The organism is Mycobacterium sp. E2479 (assembly GCF_001667925.1).
Lineage (GTDB): Bacteria > Actinomycetota > Actinomycetes > Mycobacteriales > Mycobacteriaceae > Mycobacterium.
Window position 1 is genome coordinate 39,933 of the sequence record NZ_LZJR01000068.1, and the last position, 19,167, is coordinate 59,099.

General features: G+C 65.4%; 23 protein-coding genes. 7 read left to right on the forward strand and 16 right to left on the reverse strand.

The window, feature by feature from the left end; genetic code table 11:
* Positions 1-103 precede the first annotated feature (103 nt).
* From A5686_RS08055 to A5686_RS08080, 6 genes are all read right to left on the reverse strand, one after another.
* Positions 104-1,045, reverse strand: coding sequence for a class I SAM-dependent methyltransferase (locus A5686_RS08055; protein WP_067932871.1), 942 nt, complete (start codon positions 1,043-1,045; stop codon positions 104-106).
* Between the two features lie 27 nt (positions 1,046-1,072).
* Complete coding sequence (locus tag A5686_RS08060) at positions 1,073-2,014, reverse strand: class I SAM-dependent methyltransferase (RefSeq protein ID WP_067932873.1); 942 nt, start codon at positions 2,012-2,014, stop codon at positions 1,073-1,075.
* 74 nt (positions 2,015-2,088) lie between these two features.
* Positions 2,089-2,724 carry a TetR/AcrR family transcriptional regulator gene (locus A5686_RS08065; protein ID WP_082947532.1) on the reverse strand — a complete coding sequence of 212 codons (636 nt, stop codon included), beginning with the start codon at positions 2,722-2,724 and terminating at the stop codon, positions 2,089-2,091.
* Positions 2,725-2,726: 2 nt separating this feature from the next.
* The gene (locus A5686_RS08070; RefSeq protein WP_067932877.1) at positions 2,727-3,713 is read right to left on the reverse strand and encodes a pirin family protein; all 987 of its coding nucleotides are present in this window, start codon (positions 3,711-3,713) and stop codon (positions 2,727-2,729) included.
* Between the two features lie 146 nt (positions 3,714-3,859).
* Entirely contained in the window at positions 3,860-4,408 is a 549-nt protein-coding gene (locus A5686_RS08075) for a Dps family protein (protein ID WP_067932879.1), read from the reverse strand.
* Between the two features lie 87 nt (positions 4,409-4,495).
* Positions 4,496-5,407, reverse strand: coding sequence for a DNA-3-methyladenine glycosylase (locus tag A5686_RS08080; protein ID WP_067932881.1), 912 nt, complete (start codon positions 5,405-5,407; stop codon positions 4,496-4,498).
* A gap of 63 nt (positions 5,408-5,470) precedes the next feature.
* On the opposite strand from A5686_RS08080, the gene A5686_RS08085 reads away from it, so the two are divergent.
* Complete coding sequence (locus tag A5686_RS08085) at positions 5,471-5,869, forward strand: nuclear transport factor 2 family protein (RefSeq protein WP_067932883.1); 399 nt, start codon at positions 5,471-5,473, stop codon at positions 5,867-5,869.
* Here A5686_RS08085 and A5686_RS08090 read toward each other — a convergent pair.
* The 4 genes from A5686_RS08090 to A5686_RS08105 all read right to left on the reverse strand — a co-directional run bounded on the left by A5686_RS08090 (position 5,863) and on the right by A5686_RS08105 (position 8,721).
* Positions 5,863-6,243: a DUF427 domain-containing protein gene (locus tag A5686_RS08090; RefSeq protein WP_067932885.1), complete on the reverse strand. Its 381-nt coding sequence runs from the start codon at positions 6,241-6,243 to the stop codon at positions 5,863-5,865. The genes A5686_RS08085 and A5686_RS08090 overlap by 7 nt on opposite strands.
* Positions 6,244-6,291: 48 nt before the next feature.
* Positions 6,292-7,119 (reverse strand): class I SAM-dependent methyltransferase, encoded by an 828-nt coding sequence (locus tag A5686_RS08095; protein WP_067933024.1) that lies wholly within the window; start codon positions 7,117-7,119, stop codon positions 6,292-6,294.
* Positions 7,120-7,198: 79 nt separating this feature from the next.
* Positions 7,199-8,218 (reverse strand): NAD-dependent epimerase/dehydratase family protein, encoded by a 1,020-nt coding sequence (locus A5686_RS08100; protein WP_067932887.1) that lies wholly within the window; start codon positions 8,216-8,218, stop codon positions 7,199-7,201.
* Positions 8,215-8,721, reverse strand: coding sequence for a nuclear transport factor 2 family protein (locus A5686_RS08105; protein WP_067932888.1), 507 nt, complete (start codon positions 8,719-8,721; stop codon positions 8,215-8,217). The genes A5686_RS08100 and A5686_RS08105 overlap by 4 nt, the downstream gene beginning before the upstream one ends.
* 88 nt (positions 8,722-8,809) lie before the next feature.
* On the opposite strand from A5686_RS08105, the gene msrA reads away from it, so the two are divergent.
* Complete coding sequence (msrA, locus tag A5686_RS08110) at positions 8,810-9,322, forward strand: peptide-methionine (S)-S-oxide reductase MsrA (protein WP_067933026.1); 513 nt, start codon at positions 8,810-8,812, stop codon at positions 9,320-9,322.
* Between the two features lie 39 nt (positions 9,323-9,361).
* Here msrA and A5686_RS08115 read toward each other — a convergent pair whose 3' ends face one another.
* The gene (locus A5686_RS08115) at positions 9,362-10,681 is read right to left on the reverse strand and encodes a cytochrome P450 (protein WP_067933028.1); all 1,320 of its coding nucleotides are present in this window, start codon (positions 10,679-10,681) and stop codon (positions 9,362-9,364) included.
* A gap of 142 nt (positions 10,682-10,823) precedes the next feature.
* Here A5686_RS08115 and A5686_RS08120 point away from each other — a divergent pair, with 142 nt between their 5' ends.
* Both A5686_RS08120 and A5686_RS08125 read left to right on the forward strand, forming a co-directional pair.
* Positions 10,824-11,441, forward strand: coding sequence for a TetR/AcrR family transcriptional regulator (locus A5686_RS08120; RefSeq protein ID WP_067932890.1), 618 nt, complete (start codon positions 10,824-10,826; stop codon positions 11,439-11,441).
* Between the two features lie 105 nt (positions 11,442-11,546).
* Entirely contained in the window at positions 11,547-11,759 is a 213-nt protein-coding gene (locus A5686_RS08125) for a molybdopterin-binding protein (protein WP_067933030.1), read from the forward strand.
* 1 nt (position 11,760) lies between these two features.
* Here the strand turns inward: A5686_RS08125 and A5686_RS08130 are convergent, their stop codons facing one another.
* Together A5686_RS08130 and A5686_RS08135 are read right to left on the reverse strand one after the other, a co-directional pair.
* Positions 11,761-12,645, reverse strand: a complete 885-nt coding sequence (locus A5686_RS08130; RefSeq protein WP_067932892.1) for an alpha/beta fold hydrolase — start codon at positions 12,643-12,645, stop codon at positions 11,761-11,763.
* Between the two features lie 25 nt (positions 12,646-12,670).
* Positions 12,671-13,900: a sulfotransferase gene (locus A5686_RS08135; protein WP_067933032.1), complete on the reverse strand. Its 1,230-nt coding sequence runs from the start codon at positions 13,898-13,900 to the stop codon at positions 12,671-12,673.
* Positions 13,901-13,928: 28 nt separating this feature from the next.
* Here A5686_RS08135 and A5686_RS08140 point away from each other — a divergent pair, with 28 nt between their 5' ends.
* Together A5686_RS08140 and A5686_RS08145 are read left to right on the forward strand one after the other, a co-directional pair.
* Positions 13,929-14,504, forward strand: coding sequence for a TetR/AcrR family transcriptional regulator (locus A5686_RS08140; protein ID WP_067932894.1), 576 nt, complete (start codon positions 13,929-13,931; stop codon positions 14,502-14,504).
* Positions 14,501-15,604 (forward strand): DUF1214 domain-containing protein, encoded by a 1,104-nt coding sequence (locus A5686_RS08145; RefSeq protein WP_067932896.1) that lies wholly within the window; start codon positions 14,501-14,503, stop codon positions 15,602-15,604. Before A5686_RS08140 ends, A5686_RS08145 begins: the two co-directional genes overlap by 4 nt.
* 119 nt (positions 15,605-15,723) lie before the next feature.
* Here the strand turns inward: A5686_RS08145 and A5686_RS08150 are convergent, their stop codons facing one another.
* Together A5686_RS08150 and A5686_RS08155 are read right to left on the reverse strand one after the other, a co-directional pair.
* On the reverse strand, positions 15,724-16,839 hold the full coding sequence (locus tag A5686_RS08150) for an acyl-CoA desaturase (protein WP_067932898.1): 1,116 nt from the start codon (positions 16,837-16,839) through the stop codon (positions 15,724-15,726).
* 32 nt (positions 16,840-16,871) lie between these two features.
* Positions 16,872-17,975 (reverse strand): ferredoxin reductase, encoded by a 1,104-nt coding sequence (locus A5686_RS08155; RefSeq protein ID WP_067932900.1) that lies wholly within the window; start codon positions 17,973-17,975, stop codon positions 16,872-16,874.
* A 43-nt stretch (positions 17,976-18,018) separates the two neighbouring features.
* Here A5686_RS08155 and A5686_RS08160 point away from each other — a divergent pair, with 43 nt between their 5' ends.
* The gene (locus tag A5686_RS08160) at positions 18,019-18,720 is read left to right on the forward strand and encodes a TetR family transcriptional regulator (RefSeq protein ID WP_197520515.1); all 702 of its coding nucleotides are present in this window, start codon (positions 18,019-18,021) and stop codon (positions 18,718-18,720) included.
* A 34-nt stretch (positions 18,721-18,754) separates the two neighbouring features.
* On the opposite strand, the gene A5686_RS08165 is transcribed toward A5686_RS08160, so the two are convergent.
* Positions 18,755-19,108 (reverse strand): hypothetical protein, encoded by a 354-nt coding sequence (locus A5686_RS08165; RefSeq protein WP_067932905.1) that lies wholly within the window; start codon positions 19,106-19,108, stop codon positions 18,755-18,757.
* Positions 19,109-19,167 lie beyond the last annotated feature (59 nt).

The following is a 19,167-nucleotide window of genomic DNA, read 5'->3' on the forward strand; positions in this document are numbered from 1 at the left end:
TAACCGCAGCCGCGAGCCAACGGTGAACCTACGGCGGGTCGGCGAGGACGGCTCCTTACGCGTACCTACGACGGGTGTCGCCGTCAGGAAGCGGTGTGTGCCCTTACAAGCGCTCGGCGACCACGAAGTCGGAGAACGCGTCCTTGTCATCGGCCAGCGCGACGTTGTCGTTCCAGCGGCCCAGCCTGCGCATCGCGGCGGTCGAGTGCTCGGCCGTCGCACGCCAGCCGTGTTCGTTGAGCCATTCTGTGACGTTTGCGCGGTGCTCGTCGCGATACATCAGCTCACCTACGTCGAGGGTCTGCTCCAAGCCGATCTCGTCGGCCACCTTCTTGAACCGTTCCCGCATCTGCTGGCGGCGCTCGTCGGCGTGATTGGGTGCGGTTTCCGCCGAGACACGACTTCCGGGCGGGCTCAGCTCGCCGATCAGGGTGAACAACCGGTCCTGGGCTTCGGCCAGTAGGTACATCAGCAGGCCCTCGGCCAGCCAGGCGGTGCGCTGGGTGGGGTCGAAGCCCGCAGCACGCAGCGCGGCGGGCCAGTCCTGGCGCAGATCGATGGCGACTTCGCGGCGCTCGGCCGAGGGCGTGGCCCCATTCTCCGCCAGCGTGGTCGACTTGTAGGCCAGCACGTCGGGCTGGTCGAGCTCGTAGACCGTGGTGCCGGCCGGCCAGTCCAACCGGTATGCGCGGGAGTCCAGCCCCGACGCCAGGATCACGATCTGGCGGATCCCGGCGGTGACGGCGTCGGTGAAGAACGTGTCGAAGAAGTGCGTCCGCACCGCCTGGTAGCCGCGCATGTGGTGCAGGTGCGCCGCGGACTCTTCGTCGAGGGCTTCGACCTTGGCCGCGATCTCCGGGTCGAGCATGGCCTCCCACAGCACGCCGGCACCGGAATTGCTGACCAGCAGCTTGGCGTAGGGGTCGCGGATGAGCGCGTCGGGACGTTCGGTCTCGACGGCGCGCGCCGCGGCCACCATCACCGCGGTGGTGCCGACGCTGCTCTTGATGTCCCAGGTGTCATCGTGGGTGCGCAGTGAACTCATACCGGTGCTCCTCGGTTCGATCCTTGGTCAGGCGGCGGGCTTGTCGAAACGGGCCCGCAGCAACGTGCTGCGCACCGCTTCGTCGGTCAGGTCGTCGGGTACTGGACGGCCCAGCCGGGCCATCTCGTCGAGGTTGCTCACGCTGTGCACGCGCCAGCCGTGTTCGGCCAGCCACGCCGCGGCGTCGGAACGGTCCGGCTCGTGGTAGGTCAGCGCCTGGACGTTGACATCCAAACCGAGCCGGTCCCGCATCCGCAGCCAGCGCTGAGAGTTGCTCCGCGAGTTCATGCCGAACATCTCGATCGCGATCTGACTGTCCGGTGAGCTGAGGGCGGTGACCATGTCGAACAGCCGGTCCTGGGCGTCGCTGGGCAGGTACGGCAGCAGGCCTTCGGCCAGCCATGCGGTGGGTTGGGTGCGGTCGAATCCGGCGGCGGTCAGGGCTGCGGGCCAATCGTCACGCAGGTCCACCGGGACGGGACGCCGGATAGCGGATGGCACGGCGCCGTGCTGCTGCAAGATGTCGGCCTTGTATTCCAGCACCTGCGGCTGGTCGATCTCATAGACCGTGGTGCCGGCCGACCAGTCCAACCGGTAAGCCCTGGAGTCGAGCCCGGCGGCCAGAATCACCACCTGGCGGATCCCTGCTGCGACGGCGTTCGCGAAGTACTCGTCGAAAAAGTGGGTGCGCACGGCCTGGTAGTCGATACCGCAGCGATGCGCGCGCTGTCCGTGCTCATCACCGTCGAGCCAGGCGAGATTGGGGTCGGCCAGCCGCGCCCATGCCGGACCGGCGGACGACACCAGCAGACGCGCGAAGTCGTCGCGGATCAGCGGATCGGGTCCGGCACTTTCGGCGGCACGTGACGCGGCGACGCCCAGTGCTGTGGCGCCGACGAGTTCGGTGATGGTCCAGCTGTCGCCGGCGGACCGTACGGAAGGCGGCAACGAGGCATCCAGGTCAGTCATGTCCCGACCATGGTACCGAATAAGTTAGTTAGCCTATACGCTTTGTGCGCAACTTCACTGCGCGCCGACGGGTGCTACGTGGTTGGCTTCTGGAACGCACCTTCCAGGAGCTGACGCATCACACCGACGATGGCCAGCAGGTTTTCCGGGCTCTCGATGTAGCCCGCATAGAGCCCGACCCCGCAGACCAGCACCAGCAGCGCCTCGGTCAATGCCGACGCCTCGACGCCGGCGATGATCTCGCCGCGCTCGATCGCGTCGTTGATGACACCCAGCAGGAAATTTCGGGCAATCCGGACGGAATCGGTGTCGCTTCCCACCAAATCCGGATGGCGCTGTGATTCCAGGACGGCCGTGACTAAAAACGCGGATCCGGCCGGATTCTTCGAATTGGCACTCGTCGCTTCGGCAATGAATGCCGTCAACTGTGCCGCAAGGGTCGTTTCGCGTTCTGCCTGTTTGATGCCGGCTCCGATGACGGATTCGTTGGTGTCCGCCAGAACTTCGCGATAAAGCGCCCGTTTGCTGGAGAAGTAATGGTTGATCGCGGGCCGGGTGAGATCCGCGCGCGCAGCGATGGCCTGAAACGTCGCGCCGTCGTAGCCGCGTTCGCTGAACACCAAACGTGCAGCTTGGATTATTCGCTGCCGGGTCTCGTCGGCCTTCGCGGCAGGCGGCCGTCCCGGTCTGCGAGTCCCCCGTGGAAGCATTGCTAAAGTGTGCCACCGCCGTGGTGCGGCATTAGCGCATTTGGTGGAATGCTGCCAAACTTTCCGGCCTGGTAGTCCTCGAGCGCCTCGATCAATTCCGCCCGACTGTTCATTACGAAAGGGCCGTAGTGGAATACCGGCTCGCGAATCGGCTGCCCGCCCAGAAGTAGCAAATCAATGGCTCCCGGCGTCGTGTCCGAAGGCCGGACCTGCCGGGTTCCCACGGTGATCCGATCGCCGGGCCCCAGAACCGCTAACTGTCCCTGGTGGATCGGATGGGCGACCGGGCCGACGTAACCGCTGCCGGACAACACATAGACCAGGGCATTGAAGTCGCGCCGCCACCCAATGTTGAGCTGTGCCCCGTTCTCGATCGTCGCGTGCGCGAGGGTGATCGGCGTGTGAGTGATGCCGGGGCCCCGATGGCCGTCGACGTTGCCGGCGATGACGCGAATCAGCGCTCCACCGTCGTCGGAAGCGAGCAAGGCGACGTCGCCGCCTTCGATCGACTGATACCGCGGTGGCGCGAACTTGTCTTTCTTCGGCAGGTTCACCCAGAGCTGGACGCCGTGGAAGAGCCCGCCGCCCTCGACCAGCTCGGCCGGTGGCGTCTCGATGTGCAAGATGCCCGAGCCGGCCGTCATCCATTGCGTTGCACCGTCGGCGATCAGGCCGCCACCGCCATGGGAATCCTGGTGGGCAAACTTCCCGTCGAGCATGTAGGTCACGGTTTCGAAGCCGCGGTGCGGATGCCAGCCGGTGCCCCGCGGTTCGCCCGGCTCATATTCGACCTCGCCCATCTGGTCCATGTGCACGAACGGATCGAGCGCGACCGCGCTGACTCCCGCGAAGGCGCGCACGACGGGAAAGCCCTCGCCCTCGTAGCCACGAGGGCCGGTGGTGATCGATCGGACCGGGCGCTCGGTGTCGGCGGGGCCGGGACCGCTGACCCTTGGCAACGTCAGCGTGTTAGCCGTGACTGCAGGCATCTGGCCTCCTGGTGAAGTAGCTGCCTATATAACCGGACTATGGTCCACTTATTCCCCGAGGGCCGGGTCGCTCACGTCGACGAAACGCATTCGCCCCGGCATGAAGGTGCCGGGGCGAAGGTGCGTAGTTACGCGGAACGGATTTTCTAGGATTTGCCACGTGCGCTGCTCGCGGCATCCTTCTCGGTGCTCTTACCCTTGTGCGCCAGTTCTCCGCCGGCGCTTTCCAGGTGCGCCCGGACGAACCATTGGAACTTCTCCAACTGCCCCGCCTGGCCGATCAGCAGGTCCTGGGTCACCTGGTCGAGTTCCTCTGTCTCGTCGATGTATTGGCGGATGTCCTCGATGACGCCGGTGTAGACGAGATCCAGGGCGGCCAGGTGCGCCTGTACCGTGTCCCGGCCCACCGAGTAGTCGTCCCACGACCGGTCCTTGATGATGGCGCCGGGCGTTCCCTGCGGTGAAGCGCCAAGCGCCGCAATACGTTCGGCAACATCGTCGGCAAACCCACGCACCGCGTCCACTTGCGGGTCGATCATCTCGTGCACGCCGATGAAGTTCGGGCCAACCACGTTCCAGTGAATGTGCTTCAGCGTCAGGTGAAGATCGTTGTAGGTGCTCAGTTGCTTTTGCAGCAGTTCGGTGAGCCGTGCCGCCTGCTTATCGGTCAATCCCGGAATAGTGAACTGAGTCATCGCTTATTCCCTAGCTTCCTTTCATGGTTCGCACACAATTACTTGCACTGGTGGGTACCCGATGACCACGCTGAAAAACGCGACGCATCAAAGCGAGCGAATTTGCTGTACCGGCAACCGCGGGCCGCGGCGGGGTTCGTAGGCCAGTCCGCTGGCTTCGAGCAACCGGACCACGCGCTGGCGGTGGGGTCTCATCGGCGCGAGCAGTTCGAGCATGCCCGCGTCATCGACGGGCCGGCCCAGCAATGTCCAACCGATCATCTTGGGAATGTGATAGTCGCCCACCGACACGGCGTCGGCGTCGCCGAAGGCGCGTTGCGCGGTCTCCGCGGCGGTCCACTCCCCGACCCCCGGCAGCGACATCAACGCCTCACGTGCCCGCCCCGTCGGCCACGACACCAACCGTTCCAGCGAAGAAGCCCGCCGCGCACAGCTCACCACGGCCTGCGCCCGCCGCGGGTCGACATTGGCGCGATGAAACTCCCACGACGGGATGTGTCGCCATACCTGCGCCGGCGGCATGACGCGCATTCCCTCCGGCGCCGGCCCCGGGGCGGGTGTGCCGTACTTCGTCACCAGCAGCCGCCACGAGCGAAACGCATCGGCTCCGGGCACCCGCTGCTCGATGATCGCCGGGATCAGAGCCTCCAGCACCAGCCCGGTGCGGCCGAGGCGCAAGTGCGGAACCCGTTGGTACGCGGCCGCAATTGTCGGATGTTGCGGCACGAAGTCCGAGTCGTCGTCCTCGAGACCCAGCATGGCAGGCAGCGTTTCGATGAACTCCTGTGCGCCGCTGCCCCACGCCACACCCTGCACGGCATTGGTGGCGATGCGGCTGATCCGGGCCGTGACGGACCCGCTGGGCAGCAGGCTGGTGCGCCAGATCGAGCCGTCACCGGGAGCCCGGAAGCACGGATCGCCGCGGCCGCGGCGAAGGGGCGCCAACGTGTGCCCGAAGCTGACGGCCCCGGGAAAAACGACCGTGCGCGCGCTCTTCACCTGATGAGTCTCCGATTGATCTGATTGACCGTGAACTGCGGGCCAAGTCAATATTGCGTTGTGATGACGCCGTTCGATGACCCGCAGGGCGAACTGGCTTGGATGTTCCTGCAGACCGTAAGCGATGACGGGGATCTGGACGAGGGCTTCGCGCTGCTCAGTGACGACTTCACCTACTGGACCCTCTACACGCGCACTTCCTGCGACAAGGCCACGTTTCGGCGGGCCGTCGAGCGACGCAAGCAAAACCTCGAGCTGACCATCGACTTGGTGCGCTGCGTCAACGAGGGAGAGACCGTGGTGGTGGAGGCGCAAGCCACCGGCACCACCTCTAACGGCCTCGAATTCGATAGCCCGTTCGTATGCATCTTCGACACCCGCGACGGGCTGATCATCTCCATGCGTCTGTACAGCGACACCCGCGCGGTCGAAAATGCCCTTCCCGGGTGGATCCCTTACTGAGTAAAGACGCTGATGTCGGCCTTGGTCGGGTAGAACGCCACATGCCCGGCGATCGCCGCGACGGCCGGATACGGCTGCTCGTACGTCCAGATCACATCGTCGACGGTGTCACCGGCCGAAGTGGTCACGCTGTAGTAGCTCGCGTGGCCCTTGAAGGGACAGTAGGTGCTGGTCTCCGTCCGGCTGAGCCGATCCTGCACCACGTCGGCGAACGGAATGTATTGCACTGCAGGCAAAGTAGCTTCGCGTAGTTCCAATGCCGCGGTGGTGTCGGCGACGAGCTCGCCATTGACGTGCACCTGCACCCGTCCCTTGGTCGGCTCGATGGTGATCGGGTGTCCCGCGCTGGGTTCCTTGATTTCCGGGTGGGCCATGGTGGTTTCTCCTTAGACGAAGTTGTTTGGTTCAACGCGCGTCCGTGGTCAGGGCTTCCCGTCCGGCGGACCGAATGCGTAGCGGTGGTATTGCGACATGTTCGCAACCGCCCGGAACTGCGACATGATCTTGCCCAAGACCCGCGATGAGCGGGGCAACTGCGCGAAGGTATCCGACTCGAACCATCGTTCCCAGGCCAAAAGCCGCACCGTCGGCACGGCTTCGACGATGTCGTCGGGCCCGTTGATCGCCCAATGCAGCGTGGATCCCGACCGTCGCACCACTGTGTTCAGCCATTGCGACTTGATCCCGAGCCAGTTGAACGCGTCGAACTGCAGCTCACCTGAACCGAACCGGTCAACCACCCGGCGCAGTAGCGCGGTTCCGTCCTGCTCGGTGAGATACATCGTCAGCCCCTCCGCGATCATCAGCGTGGGACGGTCGGCCGGGATTTCGGCCAGCCACGCCGGGTCAATTACCGAGGCGGCAACGAGGCGATAGTGATCGCCGCCCGGGTAAAGCTGGGAGCGCAGCGCTATGACCTCGGGGTAATCGACGTCGTACCACTGGACGTCCGGGCCTGGCTGCAAGCGAAAAAAGCGGCTGTCCAGCCCGCAGCCCAGGTGCAGAACGATCGAACACGGATGCGCGGCAAGGAATTTGCGCGTCCAGTGGTCGAAGTGCGCCGACCGGGTGGTCACCGACGGCGCGCGCCGCGCGGTGATGGTCGTTCTCTTCCAGTCGTAGTCGATGCGCTCGACGATCTCCTTCGCGTACCGATCGCCCAGGATCGGTTTCGGGAAGTCGGCGTCCAGCGCCTTCGCGTAGAACGTCGCCAGCATGGTCTGGGGCGCTCCGCTGAGATCGACGGGCACTCGCGCGGTCGTCACACCGCCCGAGGCTAGTCCTACGCCGATCGCCGCGCAGCGTCCTGAACGGCGGTCGGCGTGGTGTTCAGCGCGGAGTTGCGCTCCTACCTTTGGCATCTCGCATCGCCGCCCAGAACCGGGCCGCCTCGCGGATGGACTCCTCGACCGGCCGCGGCTGCCAGCCCAATTCGCGCACGGCCTTGCTGTGGTCGACGGGCGCTTCGGCACGCATCATGCGCACCGAGGCGAGGCTGAGCTCGGCGTCCTTGCCGGTGAAGCGGGCCCGCAGGTCACTCAGCGCGCCAAGCGCATACAGCATCGGGACGGAGATGGAGCGTCGCGGCGCGGGCACGCCCGCCTCGTCGGCCGCGATCCGGACCACCTCTTTCAAGGCGATCATCCGCTCGGAAATCAGGTATCGCTCGCCGATGCGCCCGTGTTCGGAGGCCAGGATCATGGCCCGGGCCGCGTCGGTGACGCCGACGACTTCCAGCTCGATGCCCTCCATCGTGAAGGGCAGCTTGCCGAACACCGCGCCGGCGATGAACGCACCGTGCGGGGTGCGGCCCCAATCGCCGCTGCCGTATGTCGTCGACACGCACATCGCCACCGCGGGCAGCGCGGCCTCGGCCACATACCGCATCACCAGGTTCTCGGCCTGAACTCGGGATCGGACGTAGTCCGATACCCCGCGGGTGCCGACGGCGTCCGCTTCGGTCGCGACGTGTCCGCGACGCCGCCCGACGGTCGCGTACGTGCTGGTGAAGACGAACCGGCGCAGCCCGGATTGCGCAACGGCCACGTCGAGAACGTTGCGCAGCCCTTCGACGTTGGTGCGAAACAGCGGCGAGGTGTCGCGCAGCCAGGCACGGGTATCGACGACGCAGTAGTAGACGTCGTCGACACCGTCCATCGCCTCCTGCAGCACGGCGGTATCGAACACGTCGCCGTGAAACCGGGTCAGCGCAAGGTCATCGATGGCACGGGTGTTGGCGTTCGGCCGCACCATCGCCCGGACTTGCGCACCGTCGGCGACGAGCTGTCGGGTCACGTGCGAACCCAGAAAGCCGTTGGCGCCGATGACGAGTTTGGGCTTGCTGCTCACTGGGTCCCTCCGTACTGCGCCATGAATTGCGAGCCGGCCTCGTCGAGGGTGCCCAGCTCCTGGGCCTTGCGGCACCACTTCAGCGTGGCCTGCACGAAGCGCAGCGGGTTGTAGATGTCTTCCTGCTGACGCCACAGGCCATCGCCGGCGTAGGTGATGATCGAAATGTTCGTCGCGCCGATGACAGTGCCGTCGCCCGGATCGCGCATCGGGTTGTCGAGTTCCATGATGATGCGCCCCGTGGCCTCGTCGATCACCGACCACAGCGACGGGAACGCGACCATGTGGCTGCCGGGAAAACTGCCCATCGTCCGGCTGATCCACTCGCGGACCTCATCGCGACCATGCATGGTGCCCGCCGCGTGTTCGATGTACACGACGTCGGGTGTGTAGTGCTGGACCCACGCGTCCCAGTCGTGCGATCGCGCCGCCGCATCGACCGTCGCTTCGAACTTCTCGAAGGCGGCAGCCAGTTCGCTACGAGAGAATTTCGGCGTGCTCATGATTTCGCGGCACCGTTGCAGCTCATCGGCGGAGTGTAGCCTGGCTTTTGTTCCTGCCCGAGTGCTGGCCGGTTATGGAGGACGAACGATGACCAACCAGAAAGCGATTCTCGCCGGCGGCTGCTTTTGGGGGATGCAGGAATTGATCCGTAAGCAGCCGGGCGTGGTTTCGACCCGGGTCGGTTACACCGGCGGTGACGTGCCCAACGCGACCTACCGGAACCACGGCACCCACGCGGAGGCCATCGAGATCGTCTATGACCCGGCCGTCACCGACTACCGCAGGTTGCTGGAGTTCTTCTTCCAGATCCACGATCCGACAACGAAAGACCGGCAGGGCAACGACCGGGGTGCCAGCTACCGGTCGGCCATCTTCTATCTCGACGAGGACCAGAAGCGAGTCGCGCTGGACACCATCGCTGACGTCGAGGCGTCCGGGCTGTGGCCCGGCAAGGTGGTGACCGAGGTCAGCCCCGCCGGCGACTTCTGGGAAGCCGAGCCCGAACACCAGGACTACCTGCAGCACTATCCCAACGGGTACACCTGCCACTTCATCCGCCCGGGCTGGAAACTGCCGCGCCGGGCAACCGCGGGCCAGTAGCGACGCCGGGCTCCTCCCGGGTCCAGGCCCGCGCCGAATTCAGCGCTGGCGCACCACTATCCGGCCGCCGTCCTTCGGGGTGAACGCGACCCCACGGCAATGCCAGTGCTCGTCGGGCGCGTCCGTCGTCTCAATGGTCAAGCGGCGCAACACTGTCCGAAGCACGACGTCCATTTCCATGTTGGCAAACGCCGCTCCTACACAGCGGCGCGTCCCGCCACCGAACGGGATCCACGACAACGCCGACGGCTTGGTCCCGATGAAGCGTTGCGGGTCGAAACGGTCGGGATCGGGGAACACGTCGGGGTTGCTGTGAATCTGCCCGATTCCGACGATGATGGTATCGCCCCGCGGGATCACCCACTCGCCAAGGCGGAACGTCTCGGGGTAGACGTGGCGACCCGCGAGATCGATCACCGTCCTGGCTCGCTGGACCTCCAAGATCGTGGCCTGACGCAGCTCACCGCCGCCGTCGTCGGCCTCTTCGACGAGCGCCTTCAGCAGGTCGGGGTGCCGGCTTATCCGCTCGAACGCCCAGCCCAGCGTGGATGCGGTGGTTTCGTGTCCGGCCGCCAGCAGCGTGAGCAGCTCATCGCCAATGTCCTTGCGCGACATGGCCGAACCATCTTCGTAGGTGGTACGCAGCAGCATCGCCAGGACGTCGGTCCGCTCGGCGAAGTGCGAATCGGCCCGCTCGTCATCGATCAACCTGTCGACGACGTTGTCGTACCGGCGTCGCCATTCGGCCAGTCGGCCCCACGGGCTGTACCGACCGAACTGGCGTTTGGGCATCGGCACCGACGCCAATCGCGAGCCCAGGGTGACCCACGGCGGGATGAGCCGGCGCAGCTCGTCGAGCTCGGCGCCTTCTGCGCCGAAAACCGCGCGCAAAATGGCGTTCAGCGTGATTCGCATCATCGGCGGCAGCGTCGCGAAAGGGCTGCCGTGCGGCCAGTCGGCGATCTCGCGCAGTGTCTCTTCTTCGATGATGCTTTCGTACTTCTTCATGCTCTTGCCGTGGAACGGCGGGGCCAACAGCCGACGCCGTTGGCGATGTTCGTCGCCCTCGAGCGCGAACACGGAGCCGGTGCCGAACAGCCTGCTTAGATTGGGCTGAATGTTGCCGAGTTCGTCGGGGCTGGTCGTGAAGATCTGCTTGGCCAGCTGCGGGTCACCAATGGCGATGACGCGCCCGTACATCGGCAGGTTGAGCGTGAACGCGTCGCCGTGGCGGCGCGCCAGTCGCTGGATCATCCAGCGCCGCGACATCGAAAATCCAAGGCCCTGAAGCAACTTGGGGATTCGGACCGCCGGAGGCAGCTTGATTGCGGCCGGCGGGGCGGCGACTTGGTGGCTCATGGCGATGACGTCTCCCAATATCTGCCCCGGCACCGGGGTGGTACGGCGATGTACCGCAACATCTCCCTGTACGGTACTCTGATGTACCAAGCCTGACAAGGCGCCGCGTTCGTCGAAAGGGGGCGCCCGCGTGACACCAGCGGTGACGGCGGCTGCCGCCGATGCGGTTGCGGGCGACGCACCCGCCGAGCCGGATCCGTTTCGGCAACGGCTGCTTGACGGTCTGGCCACCTCGATCACCGAGCGCGGCTACCGCGCCAGCACGGTTGCCGACGTGGTCCGCCACGCACGCACGTCCAAACGCACGTTCTACGACCACTTCGCCGGCAAGGAAGAGTGTTTCCTGGAATTGCTGGCCGTGGACATCGAGAATCTCGGCGAGAAGATCGTGGCATCCGTCGATCCCGAGGCCGATTGGCACGTGCAGATCCGCCAGGCGGTCGAGGCCTACGTCGGCTCTATCGAGGCGCGGCCGGCCATCACGTTGAGCTGGATCCGTGAACTGCCGTCGCTGGGGGCTGCCGCTCGGCCGGTGCAACGCCGCGGATTGCAGTTGTTGACCAGCCTGCTGATCGACCTCAGCGCCAGTCCGGGGTTCCGCCGCGCAAAGCTGCCCCCGCTGACCGCGTCATTGGCCGTGATCCTGCTGGGCGGCCTGCGTGAGCTCACCGCACTTGCGGTCGAAGACGGAAAGCCGGTCCGAGAAATCGTGGAGCCGGCCGTGGATGCATCCGTAGCCCTGCTCGGTCCGCGGCATTAGAATCGTCCGTCCGCGTAACTGAAAGTGTGCCAAGCCATTCCGGCCCCGGTCCGACGGGGCTAAGCTCACCGCAGACCCCACCCGTCCAACATGGAGGATCCTGCGATGCGGCTCTCGACCCGAAACCAGCTCAGGGGAACCATCACCGAGGTCGAACTCGGCACTGTGATGGCCGTTGTGCGGGTGACGCTCGACGGTGGCGATCAGGTCATCACGTCGTCGGTCACCAAGGACGCCGCGACCGAGCTCGGACTCAAGGTCGGGCAGCCGGCCACCGTGTTCATCAAATCGACAGAAGTCACCATCGGGGTCGACTAGCTCACAGTTTCATAAACGCGCGCAATCGATCCAACACCAAGTCTGGTCGCTGGGCGACGATCCAGTGCCCGACGCCGTCGACCAGCTCTACTTTGAAATCGCTTATGTGGTCGGCATATCCGTCCAACAGCCGTGGAGTGATCACCGGATCATCAGTACCGCTGAGCCAGCGGACCGGTACATCGACTCGAAGATCGTTGTACTCACCACCCAGCCAGCTGCGCATCTCCGTCGTCTGGAAGCTGCGATACCACCGTGATCCGGCCTCCGCGTGGCCCGGCTGGCGCATGCACTCGCTGTACAACCGGGCGCTGTCCTCGGGCAGCGAAAACTCGCCGCCGACCCACGAACCCAGCATCCGCAGGAACCGCCAGTTGGGATCGCTGAGCACGCGAGGTCCCACGACGGGCAGCAACATCGGAACCTGATACCAGAACCGCCAGAGGTCGCGGATCGCCGCCAAATCGAATTTCGCCCACGGCGCCACCGTGTTCAGCCCGAAAAAGCCGGTCACCTTCTCCGGATGGCGCAGCATCATGATGAAGGCGACCGGCCCGCCCCAGTCGTGGGCGACGAGCTTCACCTTCGCGATACCCAAGTTGTCCAGCACGCCCGCAAGGTCCTCGGCCATCTCCGCTTTCAGATACCGCGAGCGGGGCGCCGAACTCCAGCCCGCGCCCCGCAGGTCGGGACACAACACGCGGTACCCGTCGGCGGCCAGCGGACCGATCAGTTCGTGCCACTCCCACCAGTTCTCCGGGAAGCCGTGCACCAGCATGACGGGCGGTCCGTCGGCCGGACCGGCGTCCGCGACATGGATCGTGACGTCGCTTCCCAGCTCGATATACCTGTGTTCGACACCGTCCAGCGCGGGCATTGTGACCATGAGTTGAGAAGTTAGCGCACTGCGCTTATTTGAGGAACCGCTCGACATACGGCGCGAAGCGCTCGCGCAGGTTGGCCTCGTCCAACCCGAACATCTCATAGGACGTTTCGACATTGCCCAGTCGTCCGCGCCGGTGGCCCGCGAGGTAGGCGCCGACTGCCGCGCGTGCCTCGTCGGTGAATGGTTCGTCGGCCAGCGCGTATACCCGTTGGGCCACGCCGAGTTCGTCGGCCATGAAGTCGTCGAAGCGGACGTCGATCGAGCGGTCCGGTCCGATGGTGTCGCGGTCGCGGATGAGTGCGGTGAGCATCTGATCGAGGCGGTCGATCCAAGAGCCGGCGATCTGCCGCACCGGCACCCGCGAGCGGTGCATGCGGGCGGAGTAGGTGATCATCGCGATCATCGACAGGGCAACCGGTACGGGATCGCGGTGGGTGAACACCAGGATGCTGTCCGGGAACACCCGATCCAGGACGGGCACCTGCTCGAGGTGCTGGGGCGACTTGAGCAGCCAGCGCCGTCCGCCGCGCAGATACTGCATCGCCCGCAGTTGGGTGGCCAGGTATTCGTAGTGCGGCGTCTGATCATGAGCCTGGTAGTAGGCGCGCCAGCGGGGCACCTCGGCGAGTGTCTCCAGCAGCATCGTCGACACGTCATTGGCCAACAACTGGATCTCTTCGTGGACGTGGTCGGTGGTCATCTCGTGCATGAGCGCGAAATGGGGCATCACCATGTTGATCACCCCGACCGCGACATCCATCCGGGTTCGCCGCGGATCCGGCTCAACGCCAACTTCATTCGGCATCGGGAACGGTTCGTTGCTTTCCCAGTACGGCATGGTGCGAAAGGTCGGCGGCGCTGCCAGCATGTTGTGCAGGTGTGTGGTACCGGTGCGGGGCAGCCCCGCAATCACCACGGGCGAGCGTAATTCGATTTCGTTGATCTCGGGATGGCGACGCAGCAGGTCTGTCAAGAGCAGCCGGTTCTTGAGCACCTGCAGCAGTTGGCCGTAGAAGTTCACCACCCCGGCGTCGTGCAGGCCGTCGATCTCGCGCAGCGCGGCGAGATACACCTCGAGGCGTTCGCGGTAATCGTTCGGACCGAAATCGTGCAGACCGGTCTCGGCGCTGGCCCTGGCGTGCAGCGCGCCGGCATCCAGCGGGCACTGCGGCGCCATCGTGGCCATCATGTCCAGAACCTGCTGGCCCTCGACGCTGAACCTGGGCGAGGCGAGGTCGTCAAGGCGAACGTTCACGGCCACTTATGTTACTCTGAGTTTCGTAATGGTAGTGGATTTTGGCAGACCCCGTGATCCCCGCATCGACGCCGCGGTGCTTAGCGCGACGGTTGAACTGCTGGCCGAGACCGGTTACCCCGGCTTGTTGGTCTCCGCCATCGCCGAGCGCGCGGGCACCAGCAAGCCCGCCATTTATCGCCGCTGGCCCAGCAAGGCCCACCTGGTGCACGAGGCGGTGTTTCCGATCGGCGCCGGTACCGCTATTCCAGATAGTGGGTCTACTCCCGATGGTCTGCGTGAGATGGTCCGCCGCACAATGGCTTTCCTCAGCACGCCGGCCGCCAGAGCGGCGCTGCCGGGTCTGGTCGGCGAGATGGCCGCGGATCCGACGCTGCATTCGGCGCTGCTGGAGCGCTTCGCCGGCGTTCTCGGCGGAGGTCTCGCCGACTGGCTCGCGGCGGCCGCGGCGCGCGGTGAGGTGCGGCCGGACGTGACCGCCGCCGAATTGGCCGAGACCATCGCCGGCATCACGCTGGTGGCCCTGCTAACCCGCGCCACCGAACTCGATGATGCCTGGGTCGATCGCACCACCAGGTTGCTCCTGAAAGGAATCGGCGCATGACGCACCAATCGACGGACGCGTGGCAGGAACTGCTGAAAACGCTCGGCGAACTGGACCACTCGTTCCTCGAGGGTGACCGTGCCGTCACCGACGACCGGCACATCGCCGACGGCTACCGCATGCTGGCCGCCACCCTGGGCGTCGCCCTGGACACCTATCTGTTTCCCGAGCCGGGTCGACCGCAATTCGTCGCGGTGAACACGCCGTCGCGCCGCGACCGTCGCTGGGGCGGGGACAACACCGACGCCTACTACTTCATCTGCCCGGTCGATCCCGGTCGCCGGTACCGCATCAGCGGGAATAAGGGTGACAGCGTCTACTTTTCGGTGACGGCGTACAACGAGCCATCGCCCGGGGCGTGGTCCGATCGGGTGGTCGCGATCGTCCGCGACACCGACCTCGACATCGACGCCGGCGGCAACTTCACGTTCGAATTTCCCGCGACGCCGGGCGCGGCTGTGCTGATGACCCGCGACTATCAGGCTGATCCCCTGACGGGCCGCCCGGTGACGTGGCACATCACGGCGCTCGAGGAGCCCGACCCGATCCGGCACGGCGACGCCGAGACCGCGGCGAGTCTGCGCGCCGCCGCGACCTGGTTGCGGACCATGTTCGCCATCGTCCCGCTGGCCGTTGGGAACCGCGTTGATGAGCGGCACGCGCTGGGGCACGAAACCGACCATGCCGCAAACGCATTCGCCGATCCCTATCAGGTGCCCGACGCCAACTTCGGCTGGTCGGCACGCGACGCCTGTTACTCCTATGGCAGCTTCGTGCTCGACCAGGACGAGGCGCTGGTCATCACCCACCGGCCGCCGCCATGCCGGTTCTGGAACCTGGTGGTGTGGAACCAGTTCATGGCGACCTTCGGCGCGCAGGATGCCCGCTGCTCCCTCAACGGCCACAGTGCCGTCGTCAACAGCGACGGCTCCGTGACGGTCGTGTTGTCCAACGACAAGACGACACATCCGAATTCGCTTACCACGCTGGGCTATCCGCGTGGGAACCTGGCGTTTCGGTGGTTCCTCGCCGACGGCGTGCCCCAGCGGCCCGAGGTGAAACTCCTCAAGGCGGCCGACGCCCCTACCGAGGTGAGCTGAGCAGTCCCCACTTGCGCCGGTGTGGTCCTATGGGCGCGAGACGCCTTGAATCGTCCATACGGCCCACGGTCGTGATTCAGCCGATATCTCGCACCAACTCGATGGCCGGACCGCGGGGATTAGGCGGCGATCAGCTCGGGCTCGGGGGTCTGCTCGGCGATGGATTTGCGCGCCCACGAGTCGGGGAAGGTCAGCCGGACGATCTTGCGGACGACGGTGCCGAACTGGCGCAGCAGCGGACCACGGTTGTAGGGGATGCCGTAGCGTTCGCAGATCTCCTGCACCTCGGGCGCGATCTCGGAGTAACGACGGGCCGGCATGTCAGGGAACAGGTGGTGCTCGATCTGGTGCGACAAGTTGCCGGACAACAGATGAAAGAACTTGCCGCCGGTGAGGTTTGCCGAGCCGAGGACTTGGCGGAAGTACCACATGCCGCGTGACTCGTCCCTGGTTTCTTCGACGGTGAATTCCTGGGTTCCGTCCGGGAAGTGGCCGCAGAAGATGATCATGTACGACCACACATTGCGCATCAGGTTTGCGGTGAGGTTACCGGCGAGGACGAACGGCGCAAAGGGACCGGCCAGCAGCGGGAAGGCGACGTAGTCCTTGAGGGTCTGCCGACGGGTCTTTTTCCAGATGGCCCGGAGGACATCGCGCTTGTCCTCGAGCCGGATCTCGCCGGAGCGAATGCGCTCGGTTTCCAGTTCGTGCAGTGCGACGCCGTACTGGAACAAGACCATCAGCAGGAAGGCGTAGACCGGGTTGCCCAGGAAGTACGGCTGCCACCGCTGATCTTCGCTCATCCGCAGAATCCCGTAACCGATGTCACGGTCCATCCCCACGATGTTGGTGTGGGTGTGGTGCATGTAATTGTGCGAATGCCGCCATTGATCGGCCGGGCATGCCGTGTCCCACTCGAAGGTGCGACCGGAGATCGCCGGGTCGCGCATCCAGTCGTACTGGCCATGCATGATGTTGTGGCCGATCTCCATGTTGTCCATGATCTTCGACAGGCCCAGCATCGTGGTGCCCGCCAGCCACGCCGGCGGCAGGAACCCGGCGAACAGCAGCGCCCGGCCACCGACTTCCAGCGCACGCTGCGTCTTGATGACGCGGCGGATGTAGTCGGCGTCCTGTTCGCCGAGCTCTGCCATCACGCGTTCCTTGATGGCGTCGAGTTCACGGCCGAATGCGTCGGCCTGTTCGCGTGTCAGGATGATTTTGTCGTTCGACATTGGTTGTCCTCCAAGCGTTTCGTGATGGCTTTTTAAAGCGACAGGTCGACGTCACCGACCGGAACGGACACGCAGATCTGCACGTCCTCGTCGGGAGCGGTCGAGACCGCGCCGGTAACCAGGTTGCGCACGGTGCCGGTCGTCTTGCGGCGCGTGCAGGTGTGGCAGATGCCCATCCGGCATCCATTTTCGGGTGACAGGCCCGCAGATTCGGCCTGTTCCAACAGCGAGCGCCCGTCGTCGACGATGTCAACACCACTGTCGGAGAACGTGACTCGTCCCCCCGACGGTTTCTCCGGCGGCTCGAAAACCGGTGGCACGAAGCTCTCGGTGGACACGTTGTCACACTGCGATCGGACCGCCTCGACCAGAGGCGTTGGCCCGCAGACGAATACCGCATCGGGTGATGGCATCGCGGCGGCCAGGTGCTCTGGGCCGAACCGCCCGGTGAGGTCGCCGTCGTGTGATCGGGTATAGCCGTGCAGCACCCGCACCGACGACATGGCGGCCAATTCGTTGCGGTAGCACGCCTCGGCCGGCGTGCGAGCGTAGTGGATGAAGGCGATCTCGCCCGAATGCCCCTCGGCGAGCAGGGTTCGCACCATCGCCATCACGGGAGTGATGCCGCTACCCCCGGAGATGAAGAGGATGCGCTGCGGGCGCTGTGGTCCACGCGCCGGCAGCGTGAAGTCGCCGCCGGTGCCCGTCAAACCCACCACCATGCCGCGGTGCGCGTGTTCGTACAGATAGTTCGAGACCAGGCCGCCCTCGTGCCGACCGATGGTCAACTCGAGGTTGGGCGTCCCTTCGGCATTGGCGGGCGAATAGCAGCGGGTGTGCCGGCGGCCGTCGATTTCGACGGTGAGGTTGACGTACTGGCCGGCCTTCGGCGGGTGAGCGGACAGGAAGGTGTCGTTGGGGGTCAGGGTCAGGGTGACACTGCGCGGCGTCGTCCGGCGCACGTCGGTCACTTTGGCGCGAGCTTCGCCCAGCGTCCAGGTCGGCGCCACCAGTTCGGTGTACCGATCGACGCCGTGCGGACCGGTCAGCAGGTCTAACAGCTCTGAACCCAAGACGCGCTGCCGTAGGGTCCGCGCGAAAGCGCGGCCAGAAGTCTGAGCGGTTTGAGTGAACATATGTACACCGTGCAACCCCGGCGCCCGTGCAGTCAAGGGTTTAATGCCTGGCTGTGGTAGGGTTCACACAGTGAACAGCCGTACTCCTAGCTCACGCGGGCGCGGCTCAAGCCGCGAGCGCTCGCGCGACAGCCAGTCGCGGGAGGAACGCAAGGAGGCGACTCGCCGGGCCATCATCGCCGCGGCCCTCAAGCTGCTGCAAGACCGCAGCTTCTCCAGCCTGAGTCTGCGCGAGGTGACCCGTGAGGTCGGCATCGTTCCGGCGGCGTTCTACCGGCATTTCGATTCGATGGAAGCCCTGGGCCTCGTCTTGATCGACGAATCGTTCCGGAGCTTGCGCGACACCCTGCGCGATGCGCGTGCCGGCAAGCTCGACCCGAACCGTGTGATCGAGTCCTCCGTCGAGATCCTGGTCGCCAGCGTTGCCGACAGGCGCGAACACTGGCGGCTCATCGGCAGGGAGCGCAACAGCGGCCTGTCGGTGCTGCGGTACGCGATTCGCACCGAGATCCGGTTGATCACGTCCGAACTGGCCACCGACCTGGCGCGATTCCCCGGGCTGAACAAGTGGACCACCGAGGATCTCAACGTGCTGGCCACCCTGTTCGTCAACGCCATGATCGTGATCGCGGAGGCTATCGAGGATTCGCAGAGCACAGAGGCGACCGACGACATCCGCCGGCTCGCGGTCAAGCAGTTGAGGATGATCGCAACCGGCATCGCCGGCTGGCGAAGCACTCCTTGATTACGTCGACTGGAGTAAACAGCCGAGCACTGACTTACTCGTCGACGACGTCGTACAGCGAGTCGCCGTCCTCCGGCGTGCCGTCGATCTGGCCTCGATGGGCGCGCCGAGGGGTGTCGTCGACGGGCTCGATCGCATCGGGAACGTCGGGTTCCTCGGCGGCCAACCGGGCGTCGAGGGATTCGCCCTCACGTTCTTCCCTGGCCGTCACGCCGAACTTGTTGGCCTCGCTCCAGCCCTCGGGAGGGTCGACCACGATGTCGCCGTCGTCGTTGCGCAATTCGTCCGAGTCGGTACCTTCGCTCGCGTTCAAGGTGTCACCCGGGCCGCCCTCTTCGGGGAAGTCCGCGGGATCCACCTGTTCGTCGGCTTGGGGGTTATCGCTCATGCCGAGACGGTTGCCCGCGTATTCAGGGGGTTAAACGCGGGCGCGGAGCCGTCAAGCGC

Coding starts and splice junctions, on each gene's coding strand:
- A5686_RS08055 (WP_067932871.1), bottom strand. CDS start 1,045: ATGAGTTCACTGCGCACCCACGATGACACCTGGGACATCAAGAGCAGC.
- A5686_RS08060 (WP_067932873.1), bottom strand. CDS start 2,014: ATGACTGACCTGGATGCCTCGTTGCCGCCTTCCGTACGGTCCGCCGGC.
- A5686_RS08065 (WP_082947532.1), bottom strand. CDS start 2,724: ATGCTTCCACGGGGGACTCGCAGACCGGGACGGCCGCCTGCCGCGAAG.
- A5686_RS08070 (WP_067932877.1), bottom strand. CDS start 3,713: ATGCCTGCAGTCACGGCTAACACGCTGACGTTGCCAAGGGTCAGCGGT.
- A5686_RS08075 (WP_067932879.1), bottom strand. CDS start 4,408: ATGACTCAGTTCACTATTCCGGGATTGACCGATAAGCAGGCGGCACGG.
- A5686_RS08085 (WP_067932883.1), top strand. CDS start 5,471: ATGACGCCGTTCGATGACCCGCAGGGCGAACTGGCTTGGATGTTCCTG.
- A5686_RS08090 (WP_067932885.1), bottom strand. CDS start 6,243: ATGGCCCACCCGGAAATCAAGGAACCCAGCGCGGGACACCCGATCACC.
- A5686_RS08105 (WP_067932888.1), bottom strand. CDS start 8,721: ATGAGCACGCCGAAATTCTCTCGTAGCGAACTGGCTGCCGCCTTCGAG.
- msrA (WP_067933026.1), top strand. CDS start 8,810: ATGACCAACCAGAAAGCGATTCTCGCCGGCGGCTGCTTTTGGGGGATG.
- A5686_RS08115 (WP_067933028.1), bottom strand. CDS start 10,681: ATGAGCCACCAAGTCGCCGCCCCGCCGGCCGCAATCAAGCTGCCTCCG.
- A5686_RS08125 (WP_067933030.1), top strand. CDS start 11,547: ATGCGGCTCTCGACCCGAAACCAGCTCAGGGGAACCATCACCGAGGTC.
- A5686_RS08130 (WP_067932892.1), bottom strand. CDS start 12,645: ATGGTCACAATGCCCGCGCTGGACGGTGTCGAACACAGGTATATCGAG.
- A5686_RS08140 (WP_067932894.1), top strand. CDS start 13,929: ATGGTAGTGGATTTTGGCAGACCCCGTGATCCCCGCATCGACGCCGCG.
- A5686_RS08145 (WP_067932896.1), top strand. CDS start 14,501: ATGACGCACCAATCGACGGACGCGTGGCAGGAACTGCTGAAAACGCTC.
- A5686_RS08150 (WP_067932898.1), bottom strand. CDS start 16,839: ATGTCGAACGACAAAATCATCCTGACACGCGAACAGGCCGACGCATTC.
- A5686_RS08155 (WP_067932900.1), bottom strand. CDS start 17,975: ATGTTCACTCAAACCGCTCAGACTTCTGGCCGCGCTTTCGCGCGGACC.
- A5686_RS08160 (WP_197520515.1), top strand. CDS start 18,019: ATGCCTGGCTGTGGTAGGGTTCACACAGTGAACAGCCGTACTCCTAGC.
- A5686_RS08165 (WP_067932905.1), bottom strand. CDS start 19,108: ATGAGCGATAACCCCCAAGCCGACGAACAGGTGGATCCCGCGGACTTC.